This window comes from Sandarakinorhabdus sp., assembly GCF_041689835.1.
Classification (GTDB): domain Bacteria; phylum Pseudomonadota; class Alphaproteobacteria; order Sphingomonadales; family Sphingomonadaceae; genus Sandarakinorhabdus.
This window is the reverse complement of sequence record NZ_JBDNFM010000260.1, coordinates 1-6,899: the sequence shown is the minus strand read 5'-3', so window position 1 is coordinate 6,899 and position 6,899 is coordinate 1. Positions and strand designations below refer to the sequence as shown.

At 63.3% G+C, this 6,899-nt stretch carries 6 protein-coding genes and 1 pseudogene; 4 read left to right on the top strand and 3 right to left on the bottom strand.

Translation table 11 applies throughout. The features are described from left to right. From ACESL8_RS13115 to ACESL8_RS13100, 4 genes are all read left to right on the top strand, one after another. A partial coding sequence (locus tag ACESL8_RS13115) for a methylenetetrahydrofolate reductase (RefSeq protein ID WP_372919566.1) occupies positions 1–753 on the top strand: 753 nt, incomplete at its 5' end. Continuing rightward, complete coding sequence (locus ACESL8_RS13110; protein WP_372919568.1) at positions 753–1,799, top strand: homocysteine S-methyltransferase family protein; 1,047 nt, start codon at positions 753–755, stop codon at positions 1,797–1,799. The genes ACESL8_RS13115 and ACESL8_RS13110, both read left to right, overlap by 1 nt. Then, positions 1,796–4,405 carry a methionine synthase gene (gene metH / locus ACESL8_RS13105; RefSeq protein ID WP_372919564.1) on the top strand — a complete coding sequence of 870 codons (2,610 nt, stop codon included), beginning with the start codon at positions 1,796–1,798 and terminating at the stop codon, positions 4,403–4,405. Before ACESL8_RS13110 ends, metH begins: the two co-directional genes overlap by 4 nt. A 55-nt stretch (positions 4,406–4,460) precedes the next feature. After that, positions 4,461–5,189: a hypothetical protein gene (locus ACESL8_RS13100; RefSeq protein ID WP_372919562.1), complete on the top strand. Its 729-nt coding sequence runs from the start codon at positions 4,461–4,463 to the stop codon at positions 5,187–5,189. On the opposite strand, the gene ACESL8_RS13095 is transcribed toward ACESL8_RS13100, so the two are convergent. The 3 genes and pseudogenes from ACESL8_RS13095 to ACESL8_RS13085 form a co-directional block, all read right to left on the bottom strand. Then, a complete protein-coding gene (locus tag ACESL8_RS13095; protein WP_372919560.1) occupies positions 5,186–5,626 on the bottom strand; it encodes a PaaI family thioesterase in 441 nt (146 codons plus the stop codon). The two genes, ACESL8_RS13100 and ACESL8_RS13095, sit on opposite strands and share 4 nt — an antisense overlap. Continuing rightward, positions 5,623–6,489 (bottom strand): glutathione-dependent disulfide-bond oxidoreductase, encoded by an 867-nt coding sequence (yghU, locus tag ACESL8_RS13090; RefSeq protein ID WP_372919558.1) that lies wholly within the window; start codon positions 6,487–6,489, stop codon positions 5,623–5,625. Before yghU ends, ACESL8_RS13095 begins: the two co-directional genes overlap by 4 nt. A 24-nt stretch (positions 6,490–6,513) precedes the next feature. Then, a pseudogene (locus ACESL8_RS13085) lies at positions 6,514–6,899 on the bottom strand (serine hydrolase); the annotation flags it as partial.

Below are 6,899 nucleotides of genomic sequence, written 5' to 3'. Positions count from 1 at the left end.
GGCGCCGGCGGCACCACGCGCGAACGCACCCACGCCACGGTGGCACGCATTGCCGGCGACACCCCGGTGCCGGCCGCCGCTCATTTGACCTGCGTGAACGCCACTGCCGAGGAACTCGATATCATCGCCGATGAATATTGGGCTGCCGGTGTGCGCCACATCGTGGCACTGCGCGGCGATCCGCCCGGGGGAATTTCGGGCGGCGATACGCGTTTCGTGCCTGTGGCCGGCGGCTATGCCAGCGCCGCCCACCTGGTGGCCGCCCTCAAGCGCCGCCACGATTTCGAAATTTCGGTGAGCTGCTACCCTGAAACTCACCCGGAGGCCACCAGCCCGGCCGCTGATCTGGATGCACTGAAAGCCAAGCAAGATGCCGGTGCCACCCGTGCCATTAGCCAGTTTTTTTTCGAGCCTGACAGTTTCTTTCGTTTTCGCGACAGCGTGGCGGCGGCCGGCATCGATATTGAGTTGGTGCCGGGCATCTTGCCGGTGACCAATTTTGCCAATCTTAAAAAGATGGCGATCAGCTGCAACACCAATTTGCCGGTGTGGATGGCGCATCTGTTCGAGGCGCTGGACGACAAGCCCGCCGCCCGCCAATTGGTCGCCGCCACGGTCGCTGCCGAGCTGTCACGCCGGCTGTATGCGGGCGGGGTGCGGCACTTCCATTTCTACACCCTCAACCGCGCCGAGCTGTCGTATGCCATCTGCCACATGTTGGGCGTGCGCCCGGCCCTGGAGCTGCAAGCATGATCAACGCCGCCCAAAGCTTGCGCGCCGCCGCCGCCAGCCGCATTTTAATTAAAGATGGCCCTTACGGCACCGCCATTCAGGATCTGGGGCTGACCGCCGCCGATTATGCCGGCGATATCGGCAACAGCCATGATCAGAAGGGCAATAACGATCTGCTCAATCTGACGCAGCCCGCTGCAATCGCCGGGGTGTGCAATCGTTACCTTGCCGCCGGTGCCGATCTGCTGGCCACCAACACATTCAACGCCAACCGCATCAGCCAGGCCGATTACGGCATGGAAGCCCGCGTGCGCGAAATCAATCTGGCCGCGGCCAAGGTGATCCGCGATTGTGTCGATGCCGCCACCGCGGCCGACGGCAAACAGCGCTGGGTCGCCGGCAGCCTGGGGCCAACCAACAAGACATTGTCCCTGAGCCCCCGCGTTTCCGATCCCGGTTACCGCGAAGTGACGTTCGACGAAGTGAAGGACGTGTACCGCGAGCAGATCGATGCGCTGCTGGATGGCGGGGTGGATTTCATTCTGATCGAGACAGTGTTCGACACATTGAACGCCAAGGCCGCTGCCTTTGCCGCCGCCGAAGCCGGCGATGCGCGCGGGGCAGTCGTGCCGGTGATGCTGTCGATGACGCTCACCGATCTGTCGGGCCGCAACCTTTCAGGTCAGACGGTGGAGGCGTTCTGGCACTCGATCCGCCACGTGAAGCCAGTGGCGGTTGGGCTGAACTGTTCGTTTGGTGCCACCGAATTGCGGCAGCACGTGCAGGCGCTGGCCAAGCACGCCGATACGCTGATCCTGACCTATCCCAACGCCGGCCTGCCCAACGATCTGGGCGCCTATGACGAGCAGCCAGAAACCACGGCGGGCTTCATTCGCGGCTGGGCCGAGGAGGGCCTGGTCAATATCGTGGGCGGTTGTTGCGGCAACACGCCCGCGCATATCGCTGCCATGGCGCGGCAGGTTGCCGGCCTGCCGCCGCGCGCGGTGCCGACAGAAGCGCCCGAACTGCGCCTTTCCGGCCTTGAAGCCCACAGGTTTGCCGCATGAGACAAGTGTCCTTCATCAATATCGGTGAACGCACCAACGTCACCGGTTCGGCGGCGTTCAAGAAACTGATCATGAACGGCGATTACACCGCCGCCGTCGAAGTTGCCCGCCAACAGGTGGATAGCGGCGCGCAGATCATCGACGTCAACATGGACGAAGGCCTGCTCGACAGCGAAGCGGCCATGGTCACGTTTCTCAATCTGATTGCCGCCGAACCGGATATCGCCCGAGTGCCGGGGATGGTGGATTCGTCGAAATGGAGCGTGATCGAAGCCGGGCTGAAGTGCCTGGCTGGCAAGGGCATCGTCAATTCGATCAGCATGAAGGAAGGCGAGGCACAATTCCTGGAGCAGGCGCGCAAATGCCTGCGCTATGGCGCCGCCGTGGTGGTGATGGCCTTTGATGAAAAGGGCCAAGCCGATACCGGGCAGCGCAAGGTTGAAATTTGTGAACGCGCGTACAAGCTGCTGATCGGCATCGGGTTTCCGCCCGAGGATATCATCTTTGATCCCAACGTGTTTGCCGTGGCGACGGGCATCGAGGAGCATGACAATTACGGCGTCGATTTCATCGAGGCCTGCGCCGAAATCCGCCGGCGCTGCCCGCATGCCCATATCTCGGGCGGCGTATCCAACCTGTCGTTCAGCTTTCGCGGCAACGAGCCGGTGCGCCGGGCCATGCACAGCGTGTTCCTGTATCACGCCATCCAGGCCGGGATGGACATGGGCATCGTCAACGCCGGGCAGCTGGATGTGTATGACGCCATCGATCCCGAATTGCGCGAGCTGGCCGAAGATGTGGTGCTCAACCGCCGCGCCGATTCCACCGATCGCATGTTGGCCGCAGCTGACCGGTTCAAGGGCGGCCTGATCAAGACCGCCGATCCGGCCGCCGAACTGTGGCGCAGCTGGCCGGTGGAAAAGCGGCTGGAACATGCGCTGGTGAAGGGGATGGATGCCTTTGTCGAGATCGACGCCGAAGAAGCCCGGCTCCAGATGGCCCGCCCGATCGAGGTGATCGAAGGCCCGTTGATGGCCGGCATGAACGTGGTTGGCGATCTGTTCGGCACCGGCAAGATGTTTTTGCCGCAGGTGGTGAAATCGGCCCGCGTCATGAAAAAGGCGGTGGCGCACCTGCTGCCGTACATTGAATTGGAAAAGCAGTCTGGCTCGTCGTCCAAGGGCCGCATCATCATGGCGACAGTGAAGGGCGATGTGCACGATATCGGCAAGAATATCGTTGGCGTCGTGCTCCAGTGCAACAATTTCGAGGTGATCGATCTGGGCGTGATGGTGCAGGCGCAGACCATCCTGGATGCCGCTGTGGCCAATGATGCCGACATGATCGGGCTTTCCGGGCTGATCACGCCCAGCCTGGATGAAATGGTGCATGTTGCGGCCGAAATGCAGCGGGCCGGCATGACCATGCCGCTGCTGATCGGCGGCGCCACCACCAGCCGCGTGCACACCGCGCTACGCATCGCGCCGGTCTATGCTGGTCCGGTGGTGCACGTGCTTGATGCCAGCCGTGCCGTGGGTGTGGCCGGCACGCTGGTTTCCGATACGCTCAAGGACGGTTTCGTTGATGAAACGGCCGCCGAATACGAGAAAATTCGCATCCAGCGCGCTGGCGGTGCCCAATCGGCGCTGGTGCCCATACAAAAGGCTCGCGAAAACGCCTTTCCCACCGATTTCACCACCTATCCGCCGATGCAGCCGAAGTTCACCGGCGTGCAGACCATCGATGATGTGACGGTGAACATGCTGATCCCCTACATCGACTGGACGCCGTTTTTCCGGGCCTGGGAACTGCACGGCAATTATCCGGCGATCCTTACCGATGAGGTTGTTGGCGAGAGCGCCACTGGCCTGTTTGCCGATGCGCAGGTGATGCTGAAACGCATCGCGGCCGAAAAGTGGCTCAGCCCCAAGGGCGTGATCGCCATCTGGCCGGTGCGGCGCGAGGGCGACGACGTCGTACTGTTTGGCGACGAAAGCCGCTCGGCGCCGATTGCCCGGCTGCCATTCCTGCGCCAGCAGATTGCCAAGCGCGCCGGCCGTGCCAACATGTGCCTCGCCGATTTCATCCACCCCGAGTCCGATTGGCTGGGCTGTTTTGCGGTGCAGGCCGGCGAGGGCATCGACGTGCAGCTGGCGCGCTTCAAGGCCGCCCACGACGATTACAACGATATCCTGCTCAAGGCGCTGGCTGACCGGCTGGCGGAGGCGTTTGCCGAATATCTCCACGAACGCGTGCGCCGCGAGATCTGGGGGCATGAGCAGGGCAACAAGATGTCGTGTGACGATCTGATCCGCGAACGCTATTCGGGCATCCGCCCGGCGCCCGGCTATCCGGCGTGTACGGAACACAGCTTGAAAACCCACATCTTCGATCTGATGCACGTGGAAGACCGCGCCGGCATCACGCTGACCGACAGCTTTGCCATGTGGCCGACGGCGGCCGTATCGGGCTTTTACTTTGCCCATCCCGAAAGCGCTTATTTTGGCGTGGCCCGGGTGGGGCCGGACCAGCTGGAAGATTATGCGCTGCGCCTTGGCGTGAGCCGCGAACGCGCCGAACAGTTGCTGCGGCCAAATCTCGACTAGCCGGCAGGCGGGGGCTCGGCCTATTGAGCCGATGTTCCTCCTGACAGCAGATTGATTGACCGCAACCACCGCCTCGTTCCTTGCGCCACTGCCCGGCTTGTTGCCGGAGCGTCGTCGCGTGTCGGTGCTGGCGGTGGTGGCCGTGCTGCACGTGCTGCTGATTTTGCTGCTGTTGTTGCTGGCGCCGCCGCAACCCAAGGGCAAGCCGGGGCGCGATTCAATGGTGGCGGTGAACATTGCCGCCCCCACCCCGGAACGCGCCAGGCCGACGCCGCAGCGCCAGCGCCAACCCACCCCCAAACGCGCCGCGCCGCAACCCGAACCGATGGTGACCGCGCCCGATGCGGCGCCGGCGAAATGGAGCTTTGGCGATCCGGCACTGCGCGGCCTTGATATCAGCAAATTGCCCACCGCCGATGCCGGCCCGGCCCAGATGGCCGATGCCGGCCCGCCCGACAGCGCGGTGGTGGGCGTCGCGCCCGATGGATCCAAACTGTATGCGGCGCAGTGGCACCGCGAGCCGACCGATCAGGAATTGAGCTTTTATCTGCGCAAGGCCCGCGGCGCGAGCAACCCCGGCGCCTTTGGCCTGATCGCCTGCCGCACCGCGCCGCGTTTCAAGGTCGAAGATTGCCGGGCCATCGGTGAAAGCCCTGGCTCCGGCCTTGGCTATGCAGTCAATGAAGCGGCCTGGCAGTTCCGGGTGAAGCCGCCGCGGGTGAACGGCGATTATCAGGTGGGGACGTGGGTGAGCATCCGGATCGATATTCGGCCAGAGGGTTAGATCATCTTGGCCGCAACCTTGGCGGCATCGATCAGGCTGATGGTGCTGCTTGCCTTGGCCAATATCTTGCCGTCCAGCGTGGTCAGCCGGCCTTCGGCAAACACGGTGCGGCCGCCGGCTTTTTCGATCCAGGCTTCGGCCAGCACGCGGCCCGGATTGGCGGGGGCGAAGTAACTCACCTTGATTTCAAGGCTGATCGGCACGCGTTCAAAGCCATATTTGGCCATGACGGCGTGGGCCATGGCAGCATCGATCCAGCCCGCCACAAAGCCGCCCTGCGCCACGCCGCCGGAATGGCAGATGGCGGGCAGCACTTCATATTCAATCACCGCGTGGCCGGGGTCGAAACGCACGATGCGGCGCTGGGCGAGGCTGTGGGGCAGCGAGCCTTCGGGGCCGGTGTCGGGTGGCTGGGGGAATGCGGCGGCTTCGCTCATGCCGGTTTGCCGATCTTGTCTTGGGTGTTTGTATCGAAGTCCGCCGCATCGTGGCGTTCGTGCAGCTGGCTCGCGGGATCGCCAAACACGCGGTTGACCATGCGGCCGCGTTTTACCGCCGGGCGGCCGCCGATCTGGTTGGTCCAGCGGATGACGTTGGTATAGCCGGCAACCTCGAGGAACTCCCCGGCTTCATACAGCAGCCCCAGGCTCATCGCGCCGTACCACGGCCAGATCGCCATATCGGCAATGCTATATTCGCTGCCGGCCATGTATTCGTTGGCGGCCAGATGGCGGTCGAGCACGTCCAGCTGCCGCTTCACTTCCATGGCATATCGATTGATCGGATATTCCTGCTTGGTGGGGGCATAGGCGTAAAAATGCCCGAAGCCGCCGCCCAGGATAGGCGCGGAGCCCATCTGCCAGAACAGCCAGCACAACGCTTCGGTGCGGGCGTGATGCCCGGTCGGCAGGAAAGCGCCGAATTTTTCCGCCAGATACAGCAGCATGGCGCCGCTTTCGAACAGTCGAGTGGAAGGGTTGGCGCTGTGGTCCACCATCGCCGGGATTTTGCTGTTGGGGTTCACATCGACAAAGCCCGAACCGAACTGCGCGCCGCTGCCGATGTTGATCAGCCAGGCATCATATTCGGCGCCCGTGTGGCCCACCGCCAGCAGTTCCTCAAGCATCACGGTCACTTTTACGCCGTTGGGCGTGCCCAGCGAGTAAAGCTGGAACGGGTGCTTGCCGACGGGAAGTTCCTTGTCCTCCAGCGGCCCGGCGATGGGGCGGTTGATGTTGGCGAAACGGCCGCCAAAGCCCTTGTCCCACGTCCAGACGTTGGGGGGCACATATTCGGTCATGGTGTTTCCTTTTGACGAGATGGATCAATCATCCAGCGCGGCATAGACCATGGTGCGCATTTCCTTGCGCACCGGCCAGGTGGAGGACGGGATGAGCTGGGTCATGAAGATGCCGATCAGGTCTTCTTCGGGATCGACCCAGAAGAAGGTGCTGGCGGCGCCGCCCCAGAAAAAATCACCGTCGCTGCCGGGCATCAGCGTCTTGTGAGCTGCCGTGCTGGTGGCAAAGCCGAGGCCGAAGCCGACGCCGTCGTAGGCTGCTTCGGAAAACAGGCTGCGGCTCATGGCGGGCAGATCGACGCTGCCGGGCAGGTGGTTGGCGGTCATCAGGCTGAGCGTCTTGCGGCTGATGAGGCGCGTGCCGCCAAGGGTGCCGCCGTTGGCCAGCATGCGGCAGAATTGCAGATAAT

Bases quoted from the DNA above. Each gene is read 5' to 3' on its own strand.
- ACESL8_RS13095 (WP_372919560.1), bottom strand. From the start codon at position 5,626: ATGAGCGAAGCCGCCGCATTCCCCCAGCCACCCGACACCGGCCCCGAA.
- metH (WP_372919564.1), top strand. From the start codon at position 1,796: ATGAGACAAGTGTCCTTCATCAATATCGGTGAACGCACCAACGTCACC.
- yghU (WP_372919558.1), bottom strand. From the start codon at position 6,489: ATGACCGAATATGTGCCCCCCAACGTCTGGACGTGGGACAAGGGCTTT.